This window comes from Hymenobacter segetis (assembly GCF_038448715.1).
GTDB classification, from domain to species: Bacteria; Bacteroidota; Bacteroidia; order Cytophagales; family Hymenobacteraceae; genus Hymenobacter; species Hymenobacter segetis.
The window spans coordinates 41,347-67,478 of record NZ_JBCEVZ010000007.1; the positions used below are offsets into that span (position 1 = coordinate 41,347).

Here is a 26,132-nt window from a genome sequence, read left to right on the forward strand (position 1 = left end):
GCGCCTCTCTCGGGCTTGCGCGGACTTGGGCCGTCCTCAAATGCGGGTGCAAAGGTAGGATTTTTATTTCGGAAAAGCTAATATTCTTCAAAGAACAAGAAACCCGAACGTCATGCAGAGCGCAGCGAAGCATCTTTACCGCTTCGTTGTTAGCCATCCCACGTTTCCAAAGCAATCGGCTTCCACTCAGGATTGAACGCAGCAACAAGCGCGTCTTTCTTAGCACGTGACCATCCTTTCATCACTTTCTCGCGGGCAATGGCTTGAGCAGCATCAGGCAATTGCTCAAAGTAAACCAGCAAATCAGCTTGGTAGCGGCCGGTGAATTTACTGGCATCGCCCCGGCCGGTGCTGTGCTCGTAAAGGCGGCGAGTGAGGTCGTTGGTTACGCCGATGTAGAGAACGGTACGGCCGATATTGGTTAGAATGTAGACGTACATGGCGTAATCAGAATGTTCAACGAAGCGGTAAAGATGCTTCGCTCCGCTCTGCATGACGTTCTGGGTTCGTTCTTTTATTCGTTCTGACTATCGCCCATCGGGCACAAAAAAAGCCCGCCGGAAGGCGGGCTTTCTTATCAAGAACAAAGCTAGGACAGGACTAAACCAGCGTCACTTTCACAGCGTTCGGGCCTTTTTTGCCCTGAGCTACTTCGAATTGAACTTTGTCATTTTCGCGAATCGAGCTTACTTGCAGGTCGCTGATGTGTACGAAAATGTCATCGCCAGTTTCGTCGTTTTTGATGAAACCAAAGCCTTTGGTCTCATTAAAGAATTTTACCGTTCCGGTGGGCATGGTGGTTGTGTTGTGGAGTTTCCCTAAGCTTTTGGGCCACCGTGGCTTGGTTTCTTAGGTTGCGTCAAAGATAGGCATAATTTCCAAATCAGCAAGTCGATAGGTATTTTTTTCATTCGCTACCGACCTTTGCCCGCTCCCCCTCCTACCTATACTGTATGCCCGACGCGCCAGCCCACGCTTTTTCGCACGATTTTAAAGTTCCGGAAAGTGCCATTGATGCGCTAGGCCACGCCAATAACGTGGAATACGTGCGCTGGGTGCAGGACGTGGCGGGCGCGCACTGGCTGGGCATCTGCCCGGCTGAACTGCGCGACCAGATTATCTGGGTGGTGCGCGAGCACCGGATTCGCTACCTGCAATCGGCCTTCGCGGGCGAGACGCTGCGGGCCAGCACCTGGGTGGGCGAAACCAGCGGGGCCACGTCGCTGCGCTACACCCGCCTCACCCGCGCCGCCGATGGCGTGCTGCTGTGCGAGGCGGAAACGACCTGGGTGCTGCTCGACCCCAAGAGCGGCCGGCCGGTGCGCGTGACGGCGGAGATGGTGAGTTGGCTGCTGCCCAAGTGACAACCCATCTTAGACATAAGCAGGGTCTATCTGACTGCTTGTTGTACCGCATTTCATACAGACAAAAACATTGATTACCCAACAATCACCCAAGTCGTAGTCATCGCCAATAGAATCAATAGTTGCATAGCAGGTCATTGGTTGTTTGCACATTGTGCATGATGGAGTTTCCACATTTTCACCAATAGGTTCTCCACCCAATTTATGTCTTGTACCCGCTACTTTATTCCACTTGTGAACAGCAGCAGCTTTTGCTTCTTCTGTATCTGGCGAGGGAATTAATTTAATTTCTGGAATTGTCATTTCAAGATTCGTAACAAGATTATGCCTCCCTCCTTCCGCATCTACTCCTCTTCGGCCGGCTCGGGGAAGACGTACCAATTAACGAAAGAATACCTGCTGCTGGCGCTGGGGGGCGATGACCCGGCGTATTTCAAGCGCGTGCTGGCCATTACGTTTACCAACGATGCGGCGGGGGAAATGAAGCACCGCATTGTGGATGCGCTGCGGAATTTTGCCTACCCCACGGCGGGCAAAACGGATGCGCTGCTGGCCGATATTGCGGCCGAGCTGCAACTGCCGGCGGCGGAAGTGCGGCGGCGGGCGGCGGAAACGTTTCGGCTGGTGCTGTACCACTACGCCGATTTTGGGGTGAGCACGATTGACTCGTTTGTGCAGCGGATTGTGACGGCGTTTACCCGGGAATTGGGTTTGCCGGCCACATTTGAGGTGGAGCTGGACACGGATGCAGTGCTGCAAAGCGCAGTGGCCGCGCTGCTGGACAAGGTGAACCGCGACCCGAACAGCAAGCTGCTGTCGCAGACGCTGGCGGAATATGCGCTGGGGCAGGCCGAGGAAGGCAAAAGCTGGAGCCGCCTGCCGGAGGAGCTGGCCGGGTTTGGCCGGGTGCTGTTTAATGAGACGGTGCAGGAGGCGGTGGCGCAGTTGGACAGATTGAGTCTGGCCGATTTTCGGCGGCTGGACAAGGAGATTCGGGCGCGGCGGGGGGAAATTGAGACTGCCTTTGCGCAGACGCGGGAGGTGGCCCTGGCGGTGATGGAAGCCGCAGGGGCCACGGAAGGTGACTTTTTCCAGGGCAAACGCGGCATTTTTGGCTACGTACAGAAGGGCGTGGATTTGCTGGCGCCCGATGCCGGGCCGAATAGCTACGTGCGCGCTACGCTGGCCGATGACAAATGGTACAGTGGCAAAATCAAGACGGTGGCCGACCGGGAACGGGTGGATGCGGTGAAGGAACCGCTCGGCCAATTGGTGGAGACGCTGGATAAATTACGCGCCGAGTATTTGCCGAATTATGTATTGCTGGCGGCGATGCAACCGTATTTATTTCACGCTTCCTTATTAAGTGAATTAAATAAAATAGTGGAGCAAATTAGCCGCGAGAGAAACGTGGTGTTGATTTCGGAATTTAACCGGCGTATTGCCAGCATTGTGCTCACCGAGCCGGTGCCGTTTTTGTATGAGCGGCTGGGCGAGAAATACGAGCATATTTTGATTGACGAGTTTCAGGATACGTCCGTTTTGCAGTGGAATAACTTGCTGCCGCTGGTGGAAAATACGCTGGCGAATGGGCACTCCAGCTTGGCGGTGGGCGATGCCAAGCAGGCCATTTACCGTTGGCGGGGGGGCGAGATGGAGCAGATTCTCAGGCTGCACCAGGGCAACACGGAGGCGCTGGCGGCGCGGGCCCGCGAGCCGGAGATGCGCGAGCTGCTACGGGGGCGCTATGAGTCATTTCGGGGGAAGCTAGAGCCGCGGGCGTTGCAGGTGAATTACCGGTCGGCGCGGGAGATTATTGATTTTAATAACTCGTTTTTTGAGGCGGTGAGTGGGCGGCACGAGGTGCTGGGGCTGGTGACGGGGATTTATGACGCGCATTTTGGGCAGCAGGTGCCGGAATCGCAGCGAGCGGACCAGCAGGGGCATGTGGAGTTGCTATTCACCCAAAAGGATGCGCCGGCGCTGATTTTCGACCCGGCCGCCGGCGCTTACACCGCCGAGCCCCTCCCCGGCCACGCGGCGGAGGCGCTGCTGGGCTACGATGAAAGCACCTGCTACCTCACCCTACAGCTGGTGGAACAGGCCCTTCGCGACGGCTACGAGTTGCAGGATATTTCGGTGCTGTGCCGCACGCGGGGGGCCAGTAAAATCATTGCCAAGTTCCTGAAAGAGCGGGGCTACGCCATTATTTCGGCCGACTCATTGGCGCTGGAATTTGCGGAGGTGGTGAACTTGCTGGTGAGCATTCTGCGGGTGCTGCACCAGCCGGCCGATACGCTGGCGCGGGCCGAGGCCCTGCTGCTCGTGGACAAGGTGGTGCGCGGGCTGGCCCCCACGCCGGCGCGGGCGCGGCACATTGCGGTAGTGGCGAATGCGGCGGGCGGCACGTCGTTTTTTGAGGAGCTGCGCGACCTGGGCTACGACGTGAACGAGGCCGAAACCGGCAACCTGGGCCTCTACGAGCTGGCCGAGCGGCTGCTGAATCTGTTCGGGCTGCTGGGGCGCAACGGGGAAAGCGAGTACCTGTTCCGCTTCCTCGATTTGACGCTGGAATACAGCTTGAAATTTGGCAACAACCTGGGCAATTTCCTCACGCACTGGGAGGAGCGCAAGGGGCGCATCAGCATCAACGCGCCGGGCGGGCGGGCGGCTATTACCATCACCACGGTGCACAAGGCCAAGGGCTTGGCGTATGGGGTGGTGATTGTGCCGTTTGCCGATTGGAGCCTGGAGCCGCACCGGGGCACGCTGCTGTGGGGGCATCTGGAGGCGGGTCAGAAGCCCATCGAACTGATGCCCGACGTGGCGGTGGTGAGCCTGAGCAAGGGCATTCAGCAGACGGTATTGGGCGGGCAGTACGACGAGGAGCGTGAGAAAACTTTCCTCGAAGGGCTGAACACGCTGTACGTGGCCTTCACCCGGCCGCGCCACCGCCTCTACGTCATCAGCAAGCGGCCGGAAGAGAAGAAAACCACCAAAACCGATGAGTTGGACGCCGCCGCGCCCACCACGGCCGCCCGCACCGTGGCCGACCTGCTCCACGGCTACCTGCTGGGGCGCGGCGAGTGGCAGGACGAACAGGTGTCTTTCGTAGTATCGAAAGGCTCGTTGGCGGCGGAGAAAAAGGCCGGCAGCGCCCCAATGGCGGCTACCTACGAGCTAACGAACCTGGCCGCCGCGCCCTGGGAGGAGCGCCTGAAGCTGCGCCGCCACGCCACCACGCTCTTCGATTTTGACGAGCAAAAGGCCCAGGGCGAGTGGAACCGCAAGCTGCACTTTGCCCTGCGCCGCCTGCTCACGGCCGCCGATGTGGGCCGGGTGGCCAGCCAACTCGTAGCCGAGGGCATCCTCAGCGCCAAGGAGCGGCCCGCGCTGGTGGAGAGCCTGGAGCAACTAGTGAGCGACCCGCGCCTGGCCCCCTACTTCGCCCCGCACCTGAGCGTGGAAACGGAGCGCGAAATCCTGGTGGGCGGCGTGAAGCTGCGCGACTACAAGCCCGACCGCGTGGTGCTCGAACCCTCCCTCGAAGCCCACCACCGCCTGGGCGGTCGCGTCACGCTGCTCGATTTCCGCCTGCCCCCGCCGCAGGAGAAACACCAGCGTCTGCTGCGGAATTACGCCACGCTATTCGAGCAATTGGGGTACGCGGAGGTGCGCGGGGTTATTTATTATTTCGGGACGGGAGAAGTGGTGGAGATGTGAGGAGGTTTAATCTAACTTCGTTTTTCACATACATCAAGAAATCTAATGAAAGTAAAATTCGCCTTGCTGTATCTATTTCTTGTATACAGCTTTAATGGTCATGCCCAAAACAGACCGTTAGCAACTTATACTATTCGCTCAAAAAACTATGACGACATAGATGTTGCGATGAAGAACATCATAGCTGGAAAGCTAGTAGAAATAAACCAGCGGCGATGGGCTGAAATTGAACAGTCAATAGCGGCAAAATCGGGAGGCATCGTGATTAACAAGGAATTCTTTGAGAAGAATAATTACGAAATTGATGGCAGAGGCAGAAGTCTGTTTATACTTTTTGATAAAGTGAGTACTACATTTTACGCAATACAAATCATGAATTGTGTAAATACTTCTCCAAGCTCCAAATTGAGGTGGGGCTGTGAGTTGGGAATAACGAATGTGGTTTTTGATGATGGACGAACTGATTACACAGTAAAAAGCAAAAATGAAGTTGATGCTGCTTTAAGACGGTTTAAAAAAGATATTCTACCTCGTTTGAAATCATTGATGCATTGACCTAGTAGCATCAAACCCTATTCATCTACTGGCGCGCGTCTGCGGGGTTATCGGATTTGAGTAAGGGTTTCGCTGTCCCCCTTCCTGAACCCTCGGCTACTCCAGTAGCCGGGGGTTCGCCTTTTTAGTGGCAACCGCTGGCCGGGGACTACCTACGCGTGGGGCGAAGATAGGCGGGCGGGCCACCCGGCCCGGAAAAATGCTCGACGGCCCTTGTCACCTTGAGTTGGGAGCCGTCGAGCAGCGCGGGAGCACCCGGCGCGAGGTGACAAGGGCTGTTGAGCGCCGCGACGGGCCATATCACCACGCGCCCGTGGCCGTTGAGCGCCGCGACGGCCACGGGCACCACCCGCCGAAAGCCGTTGAGCACCGCGCCGGCTCCCGGCTCCTGGCCGCCGACGCCAGCGCGGAAAATGGGGGCTTACCAAAATTTTACGCACCTTAGCCGGGCCGTAACTCTGCGGTGCCTTTCATCCCTCATTTTTACCTGTTTACCTCATGGCAGACCAATCTACCACGCCCGTTTCGGCCGGTGCCTCCACCCCCACTTCTACCGCCGATGCGGTGGTGAACCCCAAATTACTCATCCCCAAAAAAGACGGCCCGCTGGCCGAGGTGGGCCGGCTCGCGGCCGAGGCCTGGGGCAAGGAACCCTGGTTTGTGCTGCGCTGGAAAAGCCAGGCCGACTTTGCCACGCTGGCCGCCGAATTTGGCGCGGCTATCACCGACAAGCGCAGCGCCGCCGCCGCCCGCACCCCGCAAAGCCAGCGCCTACAGGAGCTCGACGACCAGTTTGACGAGGGCCTGCGCATTCTGAAAAAATACATCAACGAAGACAGCGGCTACGACAAGGCCCGCACCGATGCCCGCCTGCCCGGCTTCGGGCTGATAACGCGCAAAAGCCGCGGCTTCGCCCTGAGCGAAGACCGCAACGAGCGCCTCGTGGCCCTGCGCGACATGCTGATACCCGCCGTAGCCGGCGCGCCCTTCGCCGCCCGCGATTATGGCGCAGGGTTCTGGCAAACCCGCTTCGATGAATACAAAAAGCTACTGGACCAGACCGGCGGTCTGGCCGGCAAAGTCAGCAAGTCGGTGAGCCAGAAAGACACCGCCAAGCTGGAGCTGCGCAAGGTGCTGCAAGCCGTGGTGTATGCGCTGAAGGCCAATTTCCCGGAGACGTTTGAGGCGGAACTGCGGAGCTGGGGCTTCCGGAAGGAAAGCTATTAGTACAGGTTTTTAGGCGTTATTATAGAACGTCATGCCGAGCGCAGCGAAGCATCTTTACCGCCACCAGTATACCCTTTCGATTAGGTTAGCGGTGGCGGGCAAGATGCTTCGTTGCGCTCGGCATGACGTTCTTTTTTGTCGTTCATAGTCCGCGCTACGCCGACCTTTGCCCCCATGCACACCCTTGCCCAACTGCGTGCCGGCCAGCTCCACGGCCTCACGCGCTTAGATTTAGCCGAAGGCCTCACCGAATTTCCCCGCGAAATCTTCGCCCTGGCCGATACGCTCGAAGTCCTCAACCTGACCGGCAACGCGCTGTCGTCTTTGCCCGATGATTTGGGCCGGCTGCATAAGTTGGAGGTGCTGTTTTGCTCCGATAATCAGTTCACCGAAGTGCCCGCCGTGCTGGGCCAGTGCCCCCGGCTGCAAATGGTGGGCTTCAAGGCCAACCAGATACGGACGCTGCCAGCGGCGGCCCTCACCCCGGCCCTGCGCTGGCTCATTCTCACCGATAACCAGCTGGAAGCATTGCCCGCCGAAATCGGCCGCTGCCAGCACCTGCAAAAGCTGATGCTGGCCGGCAACCAGCTGCGGGAATTGCCCGCAACCCTGGCCCACTGCACCAACCTGGAGCTGCTGCGCATCGCCGCCAACCGCCTCACCGCGCTGCCGACGTGGCTGCTGGCCCTGCCGCGCCTCTCGTGGCTGGCCTACGCCGGCAACCCCTTCAGCGCGGCCATTGAGGCCCGCGTGGAGGCGCGGCAGCTCATCGGCCCCATCGCCTGGAGCACCCTGACGGTGGAAGAAAAGCTGGGCGAAGGCGCTTCCGGCATCATTTACCGCGCCCGCCGCGAGCAGCCCAATGTGGAGGACACCGAGGTGGCCGTAAAGCTCTTCAAAGGCGCCGTGACCAGCGACGGCCTGCCCCACTGCGAGATGCTGGCCTGCCTGCTGGCCGGCGCGCACCCCAATCTGATTGCGGTGGAAGGCAAGCTGAGCGGCCACCCCGCCGGAGCCGAAGGCCTGGTGCTGGAGCTGATTGACGAGGCTTTCGGCAACCTGGCCGGCCCGCCCAGCCTGGCCACCTGCACCCGCGACGTGTACGCGCCCGGCACCTCGTTCAGCCTCGAAACCGCTTTAGCTATTGCTTCAGGCATTGCCGCCGCCGCCGGGCATTTGCACGATGAGGGCATCATGCACGGCGATTTATACGCCCACAACATTCTGACAACCCGTGAAGGCAATGCCCTACTGGGCGACTTCGGGGCCGCCAGTTTCTTCAATTCCGAGGATGCGGCCACGGCCCAGGCCTTGCAGCGGCTGGAGGTGCGGGCCTTCGGCTGCCTGCTGGAAGAATTGCTGACGCATTGCGATGAGGCCGATAAGGCCCCGGCGGCGGTTGCGGCGCTCTGGGATTTGCAGCGGCGCTGCGTGCAGCCGGAAGTGGCGGGCCGGCCGCTGTTTGCGGAGATTGAACGGGTGCTGGCCGGGTTGTAGCGCGGACTTTTAGTCCGCGAGTGCGTGGTGTATACGCGGACTAAAAGTCCGCGCTACAGCTACTCCGCCAGCCGCTGGTAGCGGATGCGCGGCTGCACGCTGCTCGTATCCACGTAGAAGGCGAAGCTGGTTTCAGCACTGTTGATTTCGAAGCGCACCTCGGCCAGCTTTTTTGGCGGTGTGAAGCGCGGCATGGCGGCAAAGCGCATCTCCACGGGCACGCCCGTGCCGCCCAGCGGCAGCAGGTAGAGGCCGCGCTTGTCATCGAGCAGGTACTGCGTGGCGGTGGCCTTCAATTGGTAGCTGGGAATGGTGTAGCCCATTTCCTCGTAGTAGCCGTTGTAGTGGAAGCGGCGCAGCACGCGCCCGGTGCGGATGTTGCGCACGAAGGCATTGGGCGCGCGTAGCTGCTGCACAGTGGGCGTGCGGCCGTAGCCCTCCATGCCATCGGCAAAGCGAATGGGATGGGCCTTGCCGGGCGCGTACACCACCAGCACGGTGCTGTCGCTGAGGAAGGACGCGCCCACCAGCTCGGCATCGGGCCGCTCTAAGCGCATGGGCGGACGGCCGGGCCGCAGCAGCTCCGACGCCGTGAGCAGGGCCGAGCCGTTGGGCGAGAGCGCGGGCTCGGCCTCGGGGCCGCCGCCGGGGCCCCGGCCTTCGCTCAGGCGCAGCACGTTGCCGGCCAGGTCCAGCATGAGCACCACCTGGCCGCCCACATCGCTGTCGGGCACCATGAAATCGAGGGTGAAAACCAGCGCGCCCAGCGGCCGGCTATAGCCCAGAAACTGCGGCAGGTAGGCCTCGCTCTCGGTCACGATATCAGCCCCGGCCTTCTTGAAAAACGCGCCCTTGCGCAGCTTGCGGCTGAAAATCTGCCGGCCCGACTTCTCGCGCAGCGTCACGGTATAGTAGCCCTCGAAGCCGCGCACGCGCTTGAAGCGGCCGGGCGTTTCCTCGTAGGAAGCCGTGAGGCGGTGGGTCGAATCGGTTTCGGCGGCCAGCAGCAGGTGGTAGGGCTGGCCGTTGAGCATCACCAGCGTATCGGCCGCAACGGGCGGAGCCCAGCCGGGGATTTCGGGCGGCGGCTTGGGCTTGGCCACGGGCGGCTGGGCGGCGGGCGGCGGTTCCGGCAGCGGCGCAGGCGCAACCGCCACGCTGGGCATAGCCCGCGCATCCGACCTCGTAGAATGGAGCTTCTGCTCGCAGCCCGCCAGCAGTGCCAGCAGCCCGACGGCAACTATATTGCGCATTATTTTGAGAGCCAGCCGTTGGCGTCGAGCCAGTTGCGCAGGCGGTCCGTCCAGAGGTCTTTGGTGGTTTTATTGTTGAGCCCGAAGCCGTGGCCGCCCTTTGGGTAGAGGTGCATTTCGGCCGGCACGCCGTGGCGCAGGCAGGCCTGGTAGAACACGATGCTGTTATTGACAGGCACCGTTTTATCGTCCTGAGCGTGTACCAGGAAGGTGGGCGGCGTCTGGGCCGTCACCTGCAATTCGTTGGAATACTGCCGGATTTGCGCGGCCGACGGGGTTTTGCCCAGCAGGTTATCGCGCGAGCCCGTGTGCTTGAGCGTGTCGCTGAAACTGATAACCGGGTACATGAGCACCAGAAACGCGGGCCGCACCGAAGCCGGCCCCACATTATCGCCCACCGGCCGGGCAAACTGGGTGCCCGCCCACGCCGCCAGGTGCCCGCCTGCCGAAAAGCCCATCAGGCCAATGCGCTCGGGGTTGACATTGTATTTAGCCGCCTGCTGGCGCACGAGGCGCAGCGCCTGCTGGGCATCGAGCAGCGGGGCAATGGACTTGTCGACCTGGCTTTCGTCGTTGGGCAGGCGGTATTTCAGCACGAAGGCCGTCACGCCGAACTCGTTCAGGCGCTTGGCCACGTCGTAGCCCTCGCTATCGATGGAAAGCCGGGTGTAGCCGCCGCCGGGGCAGATGATAACCGCCGTGCCATTGGCCGTACCCGCCGCCGGCAGAAAGGCCGTGAGGTTGGGCTGCACCACGTTGGAAATCCGCACGCCGCCGTTGGCTAGCGTGACGCTGGTTTCCTGCACCGCGCTGGGCTGGGAATCGGGCACAGTACCCGTGTAAATCGGGAATGTCTGCTGTGCGAGCAAGCGCCCGGAAGCCAGCAGCAGAAGCCCCATAAACGCAATAGTAGCGGTTGTTTTCATAGAATAGAGGATTGTACGCAAAAGTACGGCATCCGGCCATATGGTGGCATTATTAAACAAGCACATGGTATTATCAGATGAAATTTCTGCAAAGCGCAACCTAAGTTGAATCATTCCGTACCGTCGGCGGTCTTTAGGCCATGCGCAAGACCACTCTGCTGGCCGCCGCCGCCCTGCTGGGCAGCCCCGGCCTCACCCTGGCCCAGAACACGCCGGACGAAAACAACCCCAACGTGGACGCTCCGTTCGTGCGAAACATTCGCGCCGACCGCCCCGGCCAAACCATCACCGCTCAGGTGCTCCGCCCCGGCCGCCTGCAGCTCGAAACGGGCTTCCAGCGCCAGTTTGGCGGCGTGGGCTTGGCCCAGAGCCTGAGCGCGGCCACGCTGCGCATCGGCTTCTTCAACAGCATGGAGCTGCGCGTGAGCCAGCCCTACTTCCACAACGGCCCGTCGCGGGTGACGGAGGCCGGCCGCGTCGATTCCAGCGGCTGGGCCCCGGTGGTGGTGGGCGCGAAGTTCATGATTTCGCCTAACTACGACACCCGCACGCAAGTCGCTATTCTGGTAGAGTCGGCGGTGCCGGGCTCCGGCAGCGCGGGCCTGCGTGGCACCACCTGGGGTCCCGGCGGCCGCCTGCTGGTGAGCGAGCAGTTGGGCGAGCGGTTTGGGCTGGAAGCCAACTTCGGCTTCAGCCAACGCGGCCTCACCACCAAGGACATTGAAAAAGGCCAGTTTCTGGGCACGCTGGCCCTGAATGGCCCCCTGAGCGAGAAGGCCGGTTTCTTCGTGGAAGCCTACGGCTACGGCCGCCAGACTATGACCGCCGGTACCACGGCGGGGCTGTATTTCCGCCCCATTCCAGCCATGCGCCTCGACATCACGGCCGGGCAGGCAGTGAGCGGGCTGGCCGCCGGCACCTCCACGCTGGGGGCCGGGCTCACGTTCAAAGTGGGCAAGTAGGGCGGCTAGCGCGAACCACGCTAAAACAACGTTCAGCAAAAAGCCTGCGTAGTAACGCAGGCTTTTTACGTAAAATCAGCTTCTTAACTTGTTTGCTATGCGTCTCTCCTTTTTTCTGCTGACCCTGCTGGTTGCGGGTTGCCAAACCCGCCCACCTCAGGAAACTGCGGCATCGTCCCCACGCGCTCGCGTGGCGCCCGATGCCCAGCTGCGCGAAACCCGCTGGGTGCCGCGCCAGTTGGCCGGCCAGCTAGTGGCCGTGCCGGCCGACTCCCAAGAGCCTTACCTGCTGCTCCGTGCCGACGGCACGGCCGAGGGAAACGGCAGCTGCAACCGCTTCCGGGGCACTTTCTTCAGCGAAAAACCCGGCGAGTTGAAATTCAGCCCGCTGATGAGTACCCGCATGGCCTGCGCGGCCATTGCCATCGAGAACGAATTTACCAAAGCTCTGGGACAGTCGAACAGCTACCGAATCAGCGGCGACACATTGCTGCTATTCAACGCCACGAGCACACCGGTAGCGCGGCTGGAAGCGGTGTATTTGCGGTAGTCAGCGCAGTCGCTTTGTTGCCATTAATGGAGCACGCCCCTACTACTTAGCCGCCAGCCGAGCATCTATGCGCTGTACCAAAGCTCCAACCTCCGCATCGGTGCGGGCTTTGGATTTGTCCTGCGCTTCGGCTGTTACGGCGGTGGCTTGGCGCTGGGCTATGGTGGCCAGTATGCTGGCCTTGTTGCCTTTCACAGGCACATAGGTGCCATCGGCCCAGCGCAAATAGTATTGCGTCGCTGTCTGATAGGCATCCGTGGGAGCACCGCTGGAGTAAGCAGGGTCGGGCTTTTCACTGAAAACCGTTTTGCGCTGAAATTTTAGCAGCCGCAATTCTTTTCCCATGGATAAATCTTCGGCGTAGGCCACGGGCACATCGGGCACAAGGCTGCTCGGCAACAGCTCAAAGTGTCGTTCCATCGGCTTACCATCGGAACCGGTAGGCCGCAATGTGAACCCTTGCAACTTTTCAGGAGTCAAAATAATGGAGTCGCCCTGTGACCGCAAAGCTCGCAGCTGCTGGTTGTAGGCATCGAACTTGAACACTCCGGCCATGGGCTTGGCGGAGGTACTCAGCTGGGCATCGCCCATTGCCCAGCCGGGGAAGAGAAATGGAGTGCCGCGCACCTTACGCGCCCGGGTATCAAACCCCAGCACGTCGCCATCATTGGCACCGTTAATAGCCGTCATTTTATTGACGAGAGCCGCTTCGGCTATCGCATCTTTCACCGCTTTTTCACGGGCGATGGTGGAGGCAGTTTGGGCAGATGGCAGCACAACGGTCTGGGCAACGGCAGGAGCCGCAACGCAACCAAAGCCAGCTAATAGCAAAAGGAAGGGGCGCATGGGGGTAAATGAGGAAAGGAAGGTGAATGTGTAGCGCAATATAGCTGGCAGGTCCTTACCCCAACGTCAGCACCAAATCATCGGCCGAAACGCGGGTGCCTTCGGGCAGCACCACGTCGGCCACGGTCAGGTCCTGCGGGGCGGTGATGGTGGTTTCCATCTTCATGGCTTCGATGACGAAGAGCGGGGTATTTTTGGGCGCGGCCTGGCCCGGCTTCACCAGCACTTTGCTGAGCATGCCTTGCAGCGGCGCGCCCATCTGGTGCGGGTTGGCTTTATCGACTTTGGCGTTGCTGATTTTAGTGACGGCCACCGACTGGTCGCGCACCTGCAGGTTGCGAGTCTGGCCATTCAGGGTGAAGAAGATGGTGCGGCAGCCTTCCTCGTTAATATCGCCCACCGATTCGAGGCGCACGATTACCGACTTGCCCCGGGCAATTTCAATGATGGTTTCCTCGCCCGATTTTAGGCCGTAGAAGAAGGTGGAAGTGGGCACCTTGCTCACGTTGCCGAACTTCTGGCGGAATGCCCAGTATTCCTCAAACACCTTGGGGTAGAGCAGCGACGAGAGCATATCCGTGAACTTCGCGCCGGCAAATTTCTCCTGGAATGCCGGCCATTCCTTGTCGAAATCGATGGGCGCGAGGTGCTCGTTGGGCCGGTCGGTGAACGGGGTTTCGTTCTTCAGAATCAGCTTTTGCAGCTCGGCGGGCCAGCCGCCTTCGGGCTGGCCAATGTCGCCCCGGAATAGCTCGCGCACCGACTCGGGGAAGTTCAGGCTCTCGCCTTTTTCCATCACATCCTGCGGCGTGAGGCTGTTGCTCACCATGAATAATGCCATGTCGCCCACCACTTTAGAGCTGGGCGTCACCTTCACGATGTCGCCAAACATCATGTTCACGTCGGCGAAACGCTGCTTCACTTCCTCGAACTTATCGAGCAGGCCCAGCGAGGCCGCCTGCGGGCGCAGGTTGGAATACTGCCCGCCGGGAATCTCATGCTGAAACACCTCCGAAGTGCCGGCTTTCAGGCCCGACTCAAACGGGTAGTACATCTCGCGCACAGCCTCCCAGTAGTTGCTGAACTCGTTGAGAGAATGCTGGTTGAACTCGCGATGGCGCGGCGTACCCCGGAACATTTCGACCACCGAATTGAAGTTGGGCTGCGAGGTGAGGCCCGAGAGCGAGCCAATGGCCACGTCGATAACGTTGACGCCGGCCTCCACGGCTTTGGCGTAAGTAGCGGGCTGTAGCGAAGACGTGTCGTGGGTGTGCAGGTGGATGGGTATTTTCACCGTATTGCGCAGTCCCTCAATCAATTCGGTGGCGGCGTAGGGCTTGAGCAGGCCGGCCATATCCTTGATGCAGAGGATGTGTGCGCCGGCATCTTCGAGCTGCTTGGCCAGCTTGAGGTAGTAGTCGAGGGTGTATTTGGTGCGGTTCGGGTCCATGATGTCCCCGGTGTAGCAGATGCTGGCTTCGGCCAGGCGGTTGGTTTTGTTGCGCACGAAACCGATGCAGGATTCCATGCCCTTCATCCAGTTCAGCGAGTCGAAAATGCGGAATACGTCGACGCCGGTTTCGGCCGCCTGCTGCACGAACCGCTCCGTCAGGTTATCCGGATAAGCCTTGTAGCCCACGCCGTTGGCTCCGCGAATGAGCATTTGCAACAGGATATTCGGGATGGCTTCGCGCAGCTTGGCGAGGCGCTCCCAGGGGTCTTCGTGCAGGAAGCGCAGGGCCACGTCGAAGGTGGCCCCGCCCCAGACTTCGAGGGAGAAGGTTTGGGGGTGCTGCTGGGCGTAGGCGCGGGCCACTTTCAGCATATCCCAGGTGCGCATACGGGTGGCCAGCAGGCTCTGGTGGGCGTCGCGCAGGGTGGTGTCGGTGTAGTGAATGAGCGGCTCGTTGCGCAGCCATTCGGCGAATTTTTCGGGGCCGAGCTCGTCCAGTTTCTGCTTGGTACCGGGGGCGGGCTCGGTGTATTCGAAGTGCGGGATGTGCGGGCGGCGCGGGTTGGCGCGCGGGTCGAGCAGGTTGCGCACGTCGGGGTTGCCGTTCACTACCGTCTCGCCGATGAAGCCGAGCAGGCGCGTGGCCCGGTCCTGTCGGGTTTCGAACTGAAATAATTCGGGGTGGTCCTTGATGAAATCGACGGTGGCGTGGCCGGTCTGGAATTCCTCGTTGCCGACGATATTCTTCAGAAACGGAATGTTGGTTTTCACCCCGCGTATGCGGAATTCATCCAGTGCGCGCAGCATTTTCTGGGCCGCGCCGTGCAGCGTGGGCGCGTGGGCCGAGATTTTGACCAGCAGCGAATCGAAAAACGGCGACACCACCGCGCCCTGGTACACCGAGCCTTCGTCGAGCCGGATGCCGAAGCCGCCGGCCGAGCGGTAGGCCACGATGGTGCCGTAATCGGGCTTGAAGTCGTTGGCGGGGTTTTCAGTGGTCACACGGCACTGCACCGCGAAGCCGGCGCGCAGCGGCACTACGTCGGCCCCAAGGCCTATTTCAGGGTCGCTGAGCTTGTAATTGGCGGCGATGTAAATCTGGGTTTTAATCAAATCCACGCCCGTAATCATCTCGGTCACCGTGTGTTCAACCTGAATACGCGGGTTCACTTCGATGAAGTAAATCCGGTCCTGCTCGGGGTTCACCAGGAATTCCACGGTGCCCACGTTGTCGTAGCCCACGGCCCGGCCGATGCGCAGAGCGTACTCATATAAGAGGTGGCGCTGGTGGTCGGGCAGGTTCATGGCGGGCGCTACTTCCACCACTTTCTGGAAGCGGCGCTGCACCGAGCAGTCGCGCTCATATAAGTGCACGAGGTTGCCGTGGTGGTCGCCTACTAATTGAACCTCAATGTGCTTGGGGCGCTCCACGAATTTCTCCAGGAATACCGTGTCGTCGCCGAAAGCATTCAGGGCCTCGTTCCGCGCCTCAAAAAAGCCCTTCTCCATCTGCTCATCATCGCGAATGATGCGCATACCGCGCCCGCCGCCGCCGCTGGCCGCCTTCAGCATCACGGGGTAGCCGATGCGGTTAGCCTCAGCTTTGGCGGTTTCGAAGTCGACCAAGTCGGCTTCGCTGCTCTCGATTTGGGGCACCTGACACTGCTGGGCCACTTCCTTGGCGCGCACTTTGTCGCCGAGGGCTTCCATTACTTCGGGGCGCGGGCCGACGAAAATGATGCCTTCCTCGGCGCAGCGGCGCGAGAGGGTGGCATTTTCCGAGAGGAAGCCGTAGCCGGGATGGATGGCGTTGACGCCGTTTTCTTTGGCGATGCGGATGATGCCCTCGATGTCGAGATACGGCTTCAGCGGCTCGTCGTCGCGGCCGATTTGGTAGGCTTCATCAGCCTTGTAGCGGTGCTGCGAGTACCGGTCCTCGTAGGTGTACACGGCCACCGTGGGGATGTTGAGCTCGGTGGCGGCGCGCATCACGCGAATGGCAATTTCGCCACGGTTGGCGACCAGGAGTTTGGTTATGTTCATAGAAGCAGTGGGTGATAGGCGCGATACGGCGAATGTAGGGGAAAGGCTGCTGCAATACCATATTTCCCTGCAATTCCCCAACGAAGCCCGTTGCGAACACCCGCTTCAGGTTGGGGGTTGAACGTTATATTTGGCTGGCCCTGGCGCTACCTCCGCCAGTCCTTCCTCCACTCCATGAAACGTAACTACTATTTGCTGGCCGCCCTGCTGAGCGGCCCGGCGCAGGCGCAGTCCGCGGCTCCTGGTTCAGCTACGTCGGTTCCGCCCCCGGCCAATGCGTGGTATATCGGGCTGGGCGTGGGCAATGGGCTGGAGATGCACAGCGGGTACAAGGCTCCGCACTGGCTGGCCTATGGGCGGCTGCGCGGCAAATGGTGGGGACCGGATAAGGAGCCGAAAGCCCACTTGTTCGGCGACGATGTCAACACCAATTCCCAGCAAACGGAAGCGGCGGTGCTGCTGGGCATTCCGCTGGCGGCGGGCCGGTCCTACTTCTACGCCGCGGCGGGCGTGGCCTACGTGAGCGGGCGGCAGCTGGGTGAGTATCGCTATAGCCTGCGCAAAAGCGGCCTGCTCTCCTCCGATGCCACGCATTATTACGCCTACCGCGACTACCAGGCCATCGGCCTGCCGCTGGAAGTGGGCTGGCAGTCGACGGCTTACGCCGACGGCAATGCCCGGTTTGGGCTGGTTGGGCAGGCCAATCTGAACCCGGAACACTCGGTTTTCTGCCTTTTGGGCACTGTTTCAGTCTTGCTTTCACCATTGCACCGCTCGGGCCAGTAGCCGGCGCACCTGTTTTTACTGCTGCCATGACCACTCGTTTTCCGATTTTCATGCTTGCGCTGGGCGGCCTGGCCAGCTGCACCCTCACGGCCGATGACGTAGAGCCGGCGTTGCCCAGCGTACCGGTTTTCCAAACCAATACCGTGGCGTACCAACTCAACAGCTTGCCCGTGGTAGCGCATAATTACGGCTCGCTGATTTCTGCTGTTTTCTCATTTGGCAGCCGGTCGCGGCCGGTCGACGGCTTTTTATACCCCGACAGCACGTTAGTAATCGGTTCAGTAGATGACCAGAACTATATCGGACCCGGCGCGGTGCAACACGGGCTAGAATGGCAATTGCTGCATTTCCGAGGCGTGGGGCGCTACGTAGCAGTGCCCGGCCACACGTTTTTGCAGGTTGATACCCGCGACGCAGCCAACAAGGAATGGATAAACGGCCCCCGCCAGCCCCTGGCCGCCCAGCCGGCCACTGAGGTCGTCGTGACGGCCTGGGACCCAACTACCCAGCACATCAGCGGCACCTTCAGCATGCGCTTTGCGGCGGTCGGCAGCGCGCCCGACGCCGACCTCCGGGACGGCCGGTTCGACCTGACGCTGGGCCGCTAACTGCGCCAGTCCCAAACCTTCGGGGCAAATAGTGGGTTAGCGAGGCATTCCTGCCCTTAGCTTTCTTCTATGGATTTTGCCCAGAAAAACATCCTCATCATCGGCGCTTCGTCGGGCATTGGCCTGGCAACGGCCACGCTGCTCAGCGGCCTCGGGGTCAACCTGTTCACGGCCTCGCGCCACCGCTCGCCGGAACTGCAGGCCCTGAACACCACGCATTTTGACTACGATGCCACGCAGGCCGTGGGGCCGACCTTCGACGGCTTGCCCGAGGTACTACACGGCGTGGTATACTGCCCCGGCAGTATCAAGCTGCGCCCGTTTGAACGCATCCCCGTGGAAGATTTCCAGGCCGATTTCGACCTGAACGTGCTGGGAGCCGTGCGCGTCATCCAGGCCACCATCAAGCGGCTGAAAAAAGCCGAAGGCACGGCTTCCATCGTGCTGTTCAGCACCGTGGCGGCCGATACGGGCATGAGCTTCCATGCCAGCATTGCCACCGCCAAGGCGGCCGTGGAAGGCCTCACCCGCGCCCTGGCCGCCGAGTACGCTGCTAGTGGCGTGCGCGTGAACTGCATCGCGCCCTCGCTCACCAACACGCCGCTGGCCGCCGCCTTGCTCAACTCGCCCGAGAAGGTGGAGGCCGGCGGCAAGCGCCACCCCTTGCAGCGCATCGGCCAGCCCGAGGATTTGGCCTACACGGCCTCGTTTCTACTGTCGGACCACAGCTCGTTCGTGACTGGTCAGGTAATGGCCGTGGATGGCGGCATGGGGAAATTGAAGTAGATAACAGGCATGAAAATCTGCATCTTCTGGCACCGGCGTGACCTGCGCATTCATGACAATGCGGGCTTGGCGGCGGCACTGGCCAGCGGGCTGCCCGTGCTGCCGCTGTTCATTTACGACAAGGAAATCCTGGACCACCTGCCCGAGAAAGCCGATGCCCGGCTCACCTTCATTCATGATGAAGCGGAGAAAATAGCCCAAGAAACCGAAGCAGCCGGCGGCACATTTCTGGCCCGCTATGGGCAGCCGCTGGCTGTGCTGGAGCAGCTGCTGAAAGACTTCGACGTGGCCGCCGTGCATACCAACGAAGACTACGAGCCCTACGCCACCAAGCGCGACACCGCTGTAGCCGCCATGCTGAAGAAGCACGATGTGGAATTTCACGCTTATAAGGACCAAGTCATCTTCGCCAAAGAGGAGATAATGACCAAATCGGGCACCGTACCCAAGGTTTTCGGGGCTTACCTAAAAGCCTACACGGCGAAGCTCACCGATGAGCTTTTGGAGCCGCACGCTTCTAAAACAGCATTCAAGAAGGCCAATCTGCACCACGTTTCCAAAGAAAAAGCCGGCCCGCGCCCTACGTTGAAAAGCATGGGTTTCGAGCGCAAAGAGCAATACTTCCCGCCGGTGAAGCTGCCGGCTGAGGGCATCGTGCGCAACTACCACAAGACCCGCGACACGCCCGCCAACGAGCACGGCAGCACCCGCGAGTCGCTGAACCTACGTTTTGGCACGCTGAGCGTGCGCGAGGTGATGCGCCAGGCAAAGGAGCTGAACCCAAAGCTACTGGCCGAAATTATCTGGCGCGATTTCTTCATGATGCTGCTCTGGCATTTCCCGAACACCGCCACCGAGAGCTACGACCCCAAGATGCGGCATATTGACTACCGCAACAATGAGGACGAATTCCGGGCTTGGTGCGAGGGCCGCACCGGCTACCCGCTGGTGGATGCCGGCATGCGCGAGCTCAACGAAACCGGCTATATGCCCAACCGCGTGCGGATGACCGTGGCCGGCTTTCTAGTGAAGCACCTGTTCATCGACTGGCGCTGGGGCGAGCGGTATTTTGCCGATAAGCTCCTCGACTACGACATGGCCAACAACGTGGGCAACTGGCAGTGGATGGCCGGCACCGGTGCCACATCAGCCCCGTGGTTCCGGGTGTACAGCCCCGAGAGCCAGCAGGCGCAAGTCGACCCGGAGATGAAGTATATCAAGCGCTGGGTGCCCGAAGTAGGGACTTCAAAATATCCCGCGCCAATTGTGGAGCACAAGTTTGGCCGCGAGCGGGCCGTGGAAGCCATTCGGGCGGCGCGCATCGCGGCCAGCTAAAGCCGAAAAGCTGTTGATTTTTAATGGGCTGACCACCGAACCGCAGGGCCTGCGAAGCGGTTGTAATTCCATGGAAAAGGACCGCATCAAACAAGCCTATCTCGACTTCGTGCTCAACGAAGGCCACCCGCCGCAATCGGTATTCAAGCTCACCCAGCAGCTTGGCCTGAGCGAATCAGAATTTTACCAGAGCTACCCCAACTTCGAGGCCATCGACCGGGAAATCTGGGCCGATTTTGGCCGGCAGGCGCGCGAAACCGCCGCCGCCGAGCCCGTGTGGGAAGGCTACGGCAGCCGCGAAAAGCTGCTGGCGTTCTACTACACGCTGCTCGAAATCCTCAAAAGCAACCGCTCCTACGCCCTGATGAGCCTGCGCCGCTCGCTGCACCGCATCCCGGCGCTGTCGCCCCGCGTGCTCGATGACTTCCGGCAGGACTTTGAATATTTCGTAAGCGACCTGCTTAGTGCTGGCCGCGTAACCGGCGAAATCGCCAACCGCCCGCTGGTGCAGGACGGTTACCCGCGCTTTTTCTGGCAGCAGGCGCTGTTCGTGCTCGGCTACTTTGCCAAGGACGACACCGTGAATTTCGAGCGCACCGATGCTGCCGTGGAAAAGGCTGTGACGCTGAGCTTCGATTTGGTGGGCCGTAATACGATTGATTCGGCCGTGGATTTCGTGCGGTTTTTGGTGCGGAAGTAAATAACAATGGACGAACCCCAAACATCCCTCCCGACCACTAAGGTGGCCCGCGCCGCCCGCTTTGCCAAAACCGGCTTCAACGTCGGCACCAATTACATCAAGCACTACGCCAAGAAGGCCGTCGGCGCGGAATCAACTACTGAGGACCTGCACGCGGCCAACGCCGCCGAGCTCTACGGCACGCTGAGCGAGATGAAAGGGTCCGTGCTGAAAGTGGCCCAGATGCTGGCGATGGAGAAAAACATGCTGCCCTCGGCCTACGCTGAGCAGTTTGCCCAGGCCCAGTATTCGACCCCGCCCCTCTCCGGCCCGTTGGTGGTGAAAGCATTTCGGGATGCGTTCGGGAAGTCGCCGTTTCAGCTTTTTGATGAGTTCGAGCCCGAGGCGCGGCAGGCGGCCAGCATCGGGCAAGTGCACTTTGCCCGCAAGGATGGCAAAGCCCTGGCCGTGAAGGTGCAATACCCCGGCGTGGCCGACAGCATCAAGTCAGATATCCGGCTGGTGAAGCCCATTGCCCTGCGCATCATGGGCCTGAACGAAGCCCAGGTGCGCCCCTACTTGGAGGAAGTCGAAACCCGCCTGCTCGAAGAAACTGACTACAAGCTGGAACTGCGGCGCGGCCAGGAAATTGCGGCCAAATGCCAGAATTTGAAGCACCTGGAGTTCCCGGCTTATTATCCCGAGTATTCCACGGCCCGCATTCTCACCATGGACTGGCTGCCCGGTCAGCACCTCAAGGAGTTTCTGGCCACCAACCCCAGCCAGGAAATCCGCAACCAGATTGGCCAGGCGCTGTGGGATTTCTACCAATTCCAGTTCAACACCCTGCACCAGTTGCACGCCGACCCGCACCCCGGCAATTTCCTGATGCGGGCCGATAACGGCGGCACCCTCGGCGTACTCGATTTTGGCTGCGTGAAGGACGTACCACAGGATGTGTACGAGCTGTTCACCGCCCTGCTGGCCCCCGAAACCTTCTCCGACGAAGCCCGCCTCGAAGCCCTGCTCATCCAGGCCGGCGTGCTCCGCGCTACCGATGCGCCGGCCATGCGGGCGCTCTACCTGCGCACCATGCGGGTGTCGCTGGAGCTGGTGGGCCGCCCCTTCCGTCAGGCCACTTTCGATTTCGGCGACCCGGCCTACATGGCTGCCCTCTACGCCCTCGGCGACGACCTCATGGCCGACCCTGAATTGCGCAAGCAGCGCGAGCCGCGCGGCTCCGAGCATTTTATCTATTTGAACCGGACCTACGTGGGCCTCTTCGCGCTACTCACGGAGCTGGGCGCTTCCATCGAAACCGGGATTCCGGCGTAGCGCGAACCTGTAGCACAAGCTAAAGCATGTGCTACATTTCGACCGTGAACCTCCGAACCGAGCTACTGCGGGAACACTCGGCGCGCCAGACCCAGCGCCTGGCCGACTATGCCTGCGCCCACCCCACGGCCCTGGCCGAGCTGCTCCAGCTGTTCTGGTACGGCGCGGAGCGCGAGCGCCAGCTGGCCGCCGACGTGCTGGGCTGGGTGGGCGAGCGCCGACCCAAGTGGCTGGTGCCCAACCTGCCGGGCCTGCTGGCCGCCGCCCAATCCGGCTCGGAGCAGCACCCGGCCATCCGGCGGGCCGTGGCGCGGGTGTTACAATTCGTGCCAGTGCCCGAAGAATGGCAGGCCCTGGCCTTCGATACCTGCCTGGCCCTGCTGAGGGCTCCCCGTGAGCCGGTCGCCATTCGTGCCTACGCCCTCACGGCGGCCGCCCGACTGGCCGGCCCCTACCCCGAACTGGCCGCCGAAGTTGTGGCTACCGCCGAAACTGCCCTGAGCACCACCAACTCGGCCGCGCTGCGCAGCCGGGCAGCACGCGAATTGCCAAAACTTCGCAATATTTCGCGGGAAGTTTTGCCGGGTTAGCTGTTGGGTAGGCTCATTCGTTTCAATTCTCACCAATTCCCATGAAAAAGTTTCTTACCCTCGGCGCGGCGCTGCTCAGCCTCACCTTCTCGGCTTCGGCCCAAAAGATGGCCAGCTGCTGCGCCCGCCCCGCCGGCAACCTGTCGGCCTCGGCCACCGAGGCCTTCGCCATGCTCGCCACCGACAAGGATTTTTCGGGCGGCCACGACGCGCCCCTGCCCTATTCCTATGCCGGTGAGGGCAAAATGATTGAGTTCAAAACCCCCGATGGCACGCCCGGCCACGGCTTCGAAATCAAAAGCGCCAAGCCCAGCAACAAGTACCTGTTCGTGATTCACGAGTGGTGGGGGCTGAACGACTACATCAAGAAGGAAGCCGCCACCTTCGCCAGCGAAATGCCCGATGTCAACGTCATCGCCGTGGACCTCTACGATGGTAAAATAGCCACCACGCCCGAAGAAGCCGGCAAATACATGGGCGAGGTGAAAACCGAGCGCGCCACGGCCATCCTCAAGGGGGCCCAAATGTATGCCGGCCCCAAGGCGCAACTGGCCAGCATCGGCTGGTGCTTCGGCGGCGGCTGGAGCCTGCAGGAAGCCCTGCTCGGTGGCAAGCAAACCGTGGGCTGCGTGATGTACTACGGTATGCCCGAGAAAGACGTAGCCAAACTCAAAACCCTGAACTCCGACGTGCTGGGCATCTTCGCCAGCCAGGACAAGTGGATTAACCCCGAGGTGGTGGGCCAGTTCAAAAAAGACATGACCGCCGCTGGCAAAAGCGTGACCATCGAGAGCTACGATGCCGACCACGCCTTCGCCAACCCCTCCAACCCCAAATTCAACAAGGAATACGCCGCCAAAGCCCACGGCCAGGCGCTGGCTTACCTGCGCGGCCGCTTCAAATCGAAAGCCTAGTTTTTGGATTTGAAAAGGAAAAGCCTTCCCAATTGGGAAGGCTTTTTTTTGCTACTTTGGTGAGCCTGAACCATCCTCCTCGCGGGCTAAAAGCCCGCGCTACTAAAATTCCCACCGTTATGGCTCCGCTTGCCTCCCTCCTGTCCGAATACGGCGAAAGCCACCAAAACCCCACCAATAAGCTGGTGCACTGGGTATGCGTGCCACTGATTATGTTCTCATTAATTGGCCTGCTGTGGTCGGTGCCAGTGCCGGCGGCTATCCAACACATCAGCCCGTGGCTGAACTGGGGCACGCTGGTGATGGCGCTGGCCCTCATCTATTACGTGCGGCTGAGTGGGCGGCTGGCGCTGGGCATGGTGCTGGTGTGGGTGGCCATGGCGCTGGCCCTGCGCGTGGTGGCGGGCGCGGCGGCGCTGCCGCTGTGGGGTATTTGCCTCATCATTTTTGCGCTGGCCTGGGTGGGCCAGTTCTGGGGCCACAAGGTGGAGGGCAAGAAACCCAGCTTCCTCAAGGACCTGCAGTTTCTGTTGATTGGGCCGCTGTGGCTGCTGCATTTCGTGTATCGCCGGCTGGGTTGGGGATATTGACCAATGGCCAGTTGTTGATGGCGGTAATTTGCGTTAGCGGGCGAATTGGTAGAAGTTTCGTTGCACAAGCGCCGTATCAGCCGGAAGCCGCACCTGCTTACGGATAGAGAAGTGTTGCGCGCTCAACAGCAGTGTTTTGCGGATAACTACCGGACGGTTATCGTCCTGACCAGCGCCTTCGAGCAACAGGCGCAGCGTTTGGCCGGGCAGCCACTGTTTGGCTTTCACGGCGAAGTCGGTGCCGTCCCAGTGCAAGGTGGTGCCGCCGGATGCCACCGTCAGGGTATCGGTGCCAAAAACGTGGGTGTGGTTGGGTTCTTCGTAATCGAATCGGAGGACGAAGCGGTCGGGACGGCTCATTAGCGCCTGCAAGCCGGTATTGAGCACAACCGATTTATGGGAACCATAGTCGAGGTAAGTAAGCGTACCGCGCCAATTTGGAGCAAGCAGAGCCGAGAGTTCGGCAGCTGTTATTCGGGGCGTGGCTTTTGCCTTTACCGCGTAATGCTCATACATGCCGCTGTTATCAGGGCTGACGAAGCGGGCGGAGAAATCTGCGGCAAAGGGCGCGGACAATGCCACAGCTACAAAAAAGGGAAGGAGAGAATATTTCATAAACGGGGGAAGTGGGGTTGGTGAATCGATGCCCCAAAATTCTCCCTGCTCAGCCCCGGTCGCGCTCCAACTTACGGCCTGAGCCGTCCCAATTTATCATTTGGGCCGCGCAATCTCGCCGGGCGTGCGGCCGGTGAGCTTCTTGAAAACCCGGTTGAAAGTAGACTTCGAGTTAAACCCCGACTCCAACGCAATGCCTACCAAGGAGTAATGCGCCAGGCGTGGGTCCTGCAGCTTGCGCTCGGCCTCGGCCACGCGGTAGCGGTTCACGAAGTCGTTGAAGTTCTGCCCGCAGCCGGTGTTGATGACGTGGGAGAGCAGCGAAGTGTTGGTGCGCAGGCGGTGGGCCAGCTCGGCCAGGGTAAGCTCGGGCTCCAGCCAGGGCTGGTCCTCGGCCATCAGGGCGAGCAGCTTGGTGCGCCACGGGTGTAGCTCGGGGGCCAGCGCATCGGCGGTTTCCTCACTTGGTGTAACTGCCCCGGCCAGTCTGGGAGCAACCGCAGCTACTTCGGGAGCTTTTGCCACTTCAGTGGCACTGACAAATGGCAAGTCAGCAGTTGGGGCAGCTTGGGCAGCAGCCTCCCTTAAGGGAATTTCTTCGGCTGTCGTGCCAAGCCCGGTAGTCATTTCGGGAGAAACCAGTGGCCCGGTGCCGAAGGAAATCCCGGCAACGCCAGCCGCCTCGGGCTCAAAGCGCAACGGAGTCATGGCGGCAAAATTGGCCTGTAAGCCCACGATGCTCAGGTAGTAAATCAGCGCGCCATTGGCGAAGTAGGCGTACCAGTAGTCGCCGTAGCCCAGCGGCCCAACGGCCCAGTTCACTACCTCAAAGCCCACCCACAGCACCAAGCCCAGCAGCGCGGCCACCAGCAAATCGCGCAGCCCCCGAAACCGCAGCCGCGCCGTGTCCGAAAAGTTGTCGTCGAGGTAGCGGCGGTAGCGGCGAAAAAGCCGCAGCGTGGCCAGGCCATAGCCAAGCATCAAGGCATAGCCCAGCCACTCGGCGGGTGCACTCAGCATATCGAGGAAGTTAGCCGCCGCGCCTTTGGTACCGAAGTGATAAGGCAGCGCCCAGCCGTGCAAGGCCCGGCCCCAGACCAAATCGTACAGCGCCGCGCCCGCGTACAGGCCCGCAAACAGCAGCCCCGGCAGCAGGTGCCGCCAATGCTTCCGCAGCTCAAATTCCTGGTTGGTGAGGCTGCGGAAGTAAAGGTAAAACGCCGGTCCCCAGGCCAGCCAGGGCTGCCACGGCACGTAGAACATTGCCGTGGAATGGCCGTCGTGGCTGTCGTACCAGCCGGCGTAGCCCAGCATCCACTGCGTCACGGGCAGCACGTTCAGGAACAGCAGCAGCGCCAGCAGCCCATTGGGCAACGCGCCGAAACGGAAGCTCCGAATCAGCAAATGCACCGCCAGCACCAGCCCCGGCACCACAAAAGGCAACAGCAGCGCACTGTGCGCACCAAATTCAAACAGCATGCTGCGAAGCTAGTGC

General features: G+C 60.8%; 25 protein-coding genes. 16 read left to right on the forward strand and 9 right to left on the reverse strand.

Annotated features, from left to right (window positions below; all coding sequences use genetic code 11):
* Positions 1-149 precede the first annotated feature (149 nt).
* Together AAFH49_RS04780 and AAFH49_RS04785 are read right to left on the reverse strand one after the other, a co-directional pair.
* Positions 150-440, reverse strand: coding sequence for a GIY-YIG nuclease family protein (locus AAFH49_RS04780; protein ID WP_342296361.1), 291 nt, complete (start codon positions 438-440; stop codon positions 150-152).
* Positions 441-600: 160 nt separating this feature from the next.
* Entirely contained in the window at positions 601-795 is a 195-nt protein-coding gene (locus AAFH49_RS04785; RefSeq protein ID WP_168673032.1) for a cold-shock protein, read from the reverse strand.
* Positions 796-953: 158 nt separating this feature from the next.
* Here AAFH49_RS04785 and AAFH49_RS04790 point away from each other — a divergent pair, with 158 nt between their 5' ends.
* Positions 954-1,364: an acyl-CoA thioesterase gene (locus AAFH49_RS04790; RefSeq protein WP_342296362.1), complete on the forward strand. Its 411-nt coding sequence runs from the start codon at positions 954-956 to the stop codon at positions 1,362-1,364.
* Positions 1,365-1,373: 9 nt separating this feature from the next.
* On the opposite strand, the gene AAFH49_RS04795 is transcribed toward AAFH49_RS04790, so the two are convergent.
* The gene (locus AAFH49_RS04795; RefSeq protein ID WP_342296363.1) at positions 1,374-1,667 is read right to left on the reverse strand and encodes a hypothetical protein; all 294 of its coding nucleotides are present in this window, start codon (positions 1,665-1,667) and stop codon (positions 1,374-1,376) included.
* Positions 1,668-1,688: 21 nt separating this feature from the next.
* On the opposite strand from AAFH49_RS04795, the gene AAFH49_RS04800 reads away from it, so the two are divergent.
* The 4 genes from AAFH49_RS04800 to AAFH49_RS04815 all read left to right on the forward strand — a co-directional run bounded on the left by AAFH49_RS04800 (position 1,689) and on the right by AAFH49_RS04815 (position 8,366).
* Positions 1,689-5,087, forward strand: a complete 3,399-nt coding sequence (locus tag AAFH49_RS04800) for a UvrD-helicase domain-containing protein (RefSeq protein ID WP_342296364.1) — start codon at positions 1,689-1,691, stop codon at positions 5,085-5,087.
* 45 nt (positions 5,088-5,132) lie between these two features.
* Positions 5,133-5,642 (forward strand): hypothetical protein, encoded by a 510-nt coding sequence (locus AAFH49_RS04805; RefSeq protein WP_342296365.1) that lies wholly within the window; start codon positions 5,133-5,135, stop codon positions 5,640-5,642.
* A gap of 498 nt (positions 5,643-6,140) precedes the next feature.
* Entirely contained in the window at positions 6,141-6,869 is a 729-nt protein-coding gene (locus AAFH49_RS04810) for a hypothetical protein (RefSeq protein ID WP_342296366.1), read from the forward strand.
* A gap of 174 nt (positions 6,870-7,043) precedes the next feature.
* Complete coding sequence (locus AAFH49_RS04815; protein WP_342296367.1) at positions 7,044-8,366, forward strand: leucine-rich repeat-containing protein kinase family protein; 1,323 nt, start codon at positions 7,044-7,046, stop codon at positions 8,364-8,366.
* A gap of 59 nt (positions 8,367-8,425) precedes the next feature.
* Here AAFH49_RS04815 and AAFH49_RS04820 read toward each other — a convergent pair whose 3' ends face one another.
* Positions 8,426-9,619: a hypothetical protein gene (locus AAFH49_RS04820; protein ID WP_342296368.1), complete on the reverse strand. Its 1,194-nt coding sequence runs from the start codon at positions 9,617-9,619 to the stop codon at positions 8,426-8,428.
* Positions 9,619-10,545 carry an alpha/beta hydrolase gene (locus AAFH49_RS04825; protein WP_342296369.1) on the reverse strand — a complete coding sequence of 309 codons (927 nt, stop codon included), beginning with the start codon at positions 10,543-10,545 and terminating at the stop codon, positions 9,619-9,621. Before AAFH49_RS04825 ends, AAFH49_RS04820 begins: the two co-directional genes overlap by 1 nt.
* Before the next feature lie 140 nt (positions 10,546-10,685).
* Here AAFH49_RS04825 and AAFH49_RS04830 point away from each other — a divergent pair, with 140 nt between their 5' ends.
* Both AAFH49_RS04830 and AAFH49_RS04835 read left to right on the forward strand, forming a co-directional pair.
* Entirely contained in the window at positions 10,686-11,507 is an 822-nt protein-coding gene (locus tag AAFH49_RS04830) for a transporter (protein ID WP_342296370.1), read from the forward strand.
* Between the two features lie 97 nt (positions 11,508-11,604).
* On the forward strand, positions 11,605-12,057 hold the full coding sequence (locus AAFH49_RS04835; RefSeq protein WP_342296371.1) for an META domain-containing protein: 453 nt from the start codon (positions 11,605-11,607) through the stop codon (positions 12,055-12,057).
* Between the two features lie 42 nt (positions 12,058-12,099).
* Here the strand turns inward: AAFH49_RS04835 and AAFH49_RS04840 are convergent, their stop codons facing one another.
* Together AAFH49_RS04840 and AAFH49_RS04845 are read right to left on the reverse strand one after the other, a co-directional pair.
* The gene (locus AAFH49_RS04840; protein ID WP_342296372.1) at positions 12,100-12,903 is read right to left on the reverse strand and encodes a hypothetical protein; all 804 of its coding nucleotides are present in this window, start codon (positions 12,901-12,903) and stop codon (positions 12,100-12,102) included.
* Positions 12,904-12,958: 55 nt separating this feature from the next.
* Positions 12,959-16,399, reverse strand: coding sequence for a pyruvate carboxylase (locus tag AAFH49_RS04845; RefSeq protein WP_342296373.1), 3,441 nt, complete (start codon positions 16,397-16,399; stop codon positions 12,959-12,961).
* Between the two features lie 174 nt (positions 16,400-16,573).
* Between AAFH49_RS04845 and AAFH49_RS04850 the strand changes: the two genes are divergently transcribed.
* The 9 genes from AAFH49_RS04850 to AAFH49_RS04890 all read left to right on the forward strand — a co-directional run bounded on the left by AAFH49_RS04850 (position 16,574) and on the right by AAFH49_RS04890 (position 24,022).
* Positions 16,574-17,185: a hypothetical protein gene (locus AAFH49_RS04850; protein ID WP_342296374.1), complete on the forward strand. Its 612-nt coding sequence runs from the start codon at positions 16,574-16,576 to the stop codon at positions 17,183-17,185.
* 26 nt (positions 17,186-17,211) lie between these two features.
* Positions 17,212-17,793 carry a hypothetical protein gene (locus AAFH49_RS04855; RefSeq protein WP_342296375.1) on the forward strand — a complete coding sequence of 194 codons (582 nt, stop codon included), beginning with the start codon at positions 17,212-17,214 and terminating at the stop codon, positions 17,791-17,793.
* Between the two features lie 69 nt (positions 17,794-17,862).
* Complete coding sequence (locus AAFH49_RS04860; protein WP_342296376.1) at positions 17,863-18,579, forward strand: SDR family NAD(P)-dependent oxidoreductase; 717 nt, start codon at positions 17,863-17,865, stop codon at positions 18,577-18,579.
* A 9-nt stretch (positions 18,580-18,588) separates the two neighbouring features.
* Positions 18,589-19,914 (forward strand): cryptochrome/photolyase family protein, encoded by a 1,326-nt coding sequence (locus AAFH49_RS04865; RefSeq protein ID WP_342296377.1) that lies wholly within the window; start codon positions 18,589-18,591, stop codon positions 19,912-19,914.
* Positions 19,915-19,984: 70 nt separating this feature from the next.
* Complete coding sequence (locus AAFH49_RS04870) at positions 19,985-20,614, forward strand: TetR/AcrR family transcriptional regulator (protein WP_342296378.1); 630 nt, start codon at positions 19,985-19,987, stop codon at positions 20,612-20,614.
* A gap of 6 nt (positions 20,615-20,620) precedes the next feature.
* Positions 20,621-21,928 (forward strand): ABC1 kinase family protein, encoded by a 1,308-nt coding sequence (locus AAFH49_RS04875; RefSeq protein ID WP_342296379.1) that lies wholly within the window; start codon positions 20,621-20,623, stop codon positions 21,926-21,928.
* Positions 21,929-21,972: 44 nt separating this feature from the next.
* Positions 21,973-22,518: a hypothetical protein gene (locus AAFH49_RS04880; protein ID WP_342296380.1), complete on the forward strand. Its 546-nt coding sequence runs from the start codon at positions 21,973-21,975 to the stop codon at positions 22,516-22,518.
* Positions 22,519-22,559: 41 nt separating this feature from the next.
* On the forward strand, positions 22,560-23,432 hold the full coding sequence (locus AAFH49_RS04885; protein ID WP_342296381.1) for a dienelactone hydrolase family protein: 873 nt from the start codon (positions 22,560-22,562) through the stop codon (positions 23,430-23,432).
* A 119-nt stretch (positions 23,433-23,551) separates the two neighbouring features.
* The gene (locus AAFH49_RS04890) at positions 23,552-24,022 is read left to right on the forward strand and encodes an Mpo1 family 2-hydroxy fatty acid dioxygenase (RefSeq protein ID WP_342296382.1); all 471 of its coding nucleotides are present in this window, start codon (positions 23,552-23,554) and stop codon (positions 24,020-24,022) included.
* A 33-nt stretch (positions 24,023-24,055) separates the two neighbouring features.
* On the opposite strand, the gene AAFH49_RS04895 is transcribed toward AAFH49_RS04890, so the two are convergent.
* Both AAFH49_RS04895 and AAFH49_RS04900 read right to left on the reverse strand, forming a co-directional pair.
* Positions 24,056-24,637, reverse strand: a complete 582-nt coding sequence (locus tag AAFH49_RS04895; protein ID WP_342296383.1) for a hypothetical protein — start codon at positions 24,635-24,637, stop codon at positions 24,056-24,058.
* A gap of 96 nt (positions 24,638-24,733) precedes the next feature.
* Positions 24,734-26,116, reverse strand: a complete 1,383-nt coding sequence (locus tag AAFH49_RS04900) for a helix-turn-helix domain-containing protein (RefSeq protein ID WP_342296384.1) — start codon at positions 26,114-26,116, stop codon at positions 24,734-24,736.
* Positions 26,117-26,132 lie beyond the last annotated feature (16 nt).